General features: G+C 66.8%; 1 protein-coding gene. It reads right to left on the bottom strand.

The genetic code is table 11. The features are described from left to right. Nucleotides 1–29: 29 nt before the first annotated feature. The gene (locus tag ACRYR8_RS21145) at nucleotides 30–1289 is read right to left on the bottom strand and encodes an IS110 family RNA-guided transposase (RefSeq protein WP_432486232.1); all 1260 of its coding nucleotides are present in this window, start codon (nucleotides 1287–1289) and stop codon (nucleotides 30–32) included. Between the last annotated feature and the right edge of the window lie 238 nt (nucleotides 1290–1527).

Here is a 1527-nt window from a genome sequence, read left to right as displayed (position 1 = left end):
CACGATAGACATCCCATGCGCATTCGGTGTCAAGCGGCTGTGCCGATCAGGTGGCTCCAGGCAGTGGTTTCGCTGTAGAGGGTCCGTGACTTCAAGCAACCGTGCAGGATCCCCACCAAACGGTTCGCGAGCTGACGCAGCGCGGCGCGGTGACTCATCTTGCGAGCCCGCAACGAGTCGTAGTAGGTCCGAGCTCCAGTCGACTTCGTCAGTGCGCAAAAGGCCCACTGCCCAGTAGCGTCAGCAAGACGCAGGTTGCGGACATGACGAGCCAGGACGGTTCTCTTCGTTCCTGATGCTCGGGTGATCGGTGAGGTCCCCGCGTAGTTCTTGCGAGCTCGGGCATCGCTGAAGCGGTCAACGTCGTCACCGAACTCCCCGAGCAAGCGAGCGGCCAGCACGGGGCCGACCCCAGGCTGGCTGAGGTAGACAGCTGCATCATGGTGAGAGTTCATCCACGTCTGCACCGCCTGGCCCAACCGTTCGATCTCGGCGTTGAAGACAGCGATGACGGCGACCTCAGCGTTGACGATGCCGGCGTAGGCGACCTCCACCGCCGCAGGTTGACGCAGCGCTGGAACGCGCAGGACCTGCTGCACGCGAACAGCGCGGTCTTGGGCGTGATGGCGATGAGCACGTCGCAACGCTGAGGTGATCACCGAGCAGGTCAGCCGGGCGCCTTGGGCGGGCGTCGGGGCGCGGCCGAGCAGCTCCAACGCCTCGGGGGCGTCCAGATCGGTGAACGCTTGCAATGCTGCGGGATAGAACTCCCGCAGCGCCGAACGGAGCCGCAGCAGGTGACGGGTGCGTTCCCAGATCAGCCCTTGGTGCGCCCGCGCCGCTAACTTGATCGCCGTAGCCTGTGGGCTGTCGTCGGCGATGGGACGGTGATGATCGCGATCCAGGCGCACGACCTCGGCCAAGACGTGCGCATCACCGGCGTCGGACTTCGCCTTCGAGGGCGAGTGGCGATCACGGTAGCGCGCCACCGACATGGGGTTGATCGCGTAGACGCGGTATCCGCTGGCCAGCAGGGCCTGCACCCAGGCTCCGCGATCCGTCTCGATCCCGATCACCACGTCAGCGGCGACGTCATCGGTGCCTGCCGCGACACCACCGTCCGCGCCGCCGTCCGAGCGGTGGTCGGTGTGTGCGGCGACCAGGGCGTGCAACGCGGTGATCCCCTCCACTCCCTCCGGTAGCCGCGCCCGGGAAAGCCGGCGACCGGTGTCGTCAACGACCTCGACGTCGTGGTGATCTTCAGCCCAGTCATCCCCGATGAACAGCATGTGCGCCTCCCGGTGTCCGCGGCCATCCTTCGGTGGCACGGAGGAGACACCCGGCGATCTCATGGTTCAGTGCTCTCCGCTCCAAGCGGGGCACGTCATCCCATCAGCGGTCGCGCCTTCTCACGACCGGCGGGCGCACGGTCTATCGTCAGGCCTCGCTGGGCCCGGAGAGCACAGTGCTGACCCGCCGGCCGCCACCACCACCGAGCCTGCCAGAACAGGACCGGCTGCACCCATG

This window comes from Kineococcus esterisolvens (genome assembly GCF_050871405.1).
Taxonomy (GTDB): Bacteria; Actinomycetota; Actinomycetes; order Actinomycetales; family Kineococcaceae; genus Kineococcus.
This window is presented reverse-complemented; position numbering and strand designations above follow the sequence as displayed.

Excerpts from the sequence above, each read along its gene's own strand:
- ACRYR8_RS21145 (WP_432486232.1), bottom strand. The coding sequence starts at position 1,289 with ATGCTGTTCATCGGGGATGACTGGGCTGAAGATCACCACGACGTCGAG.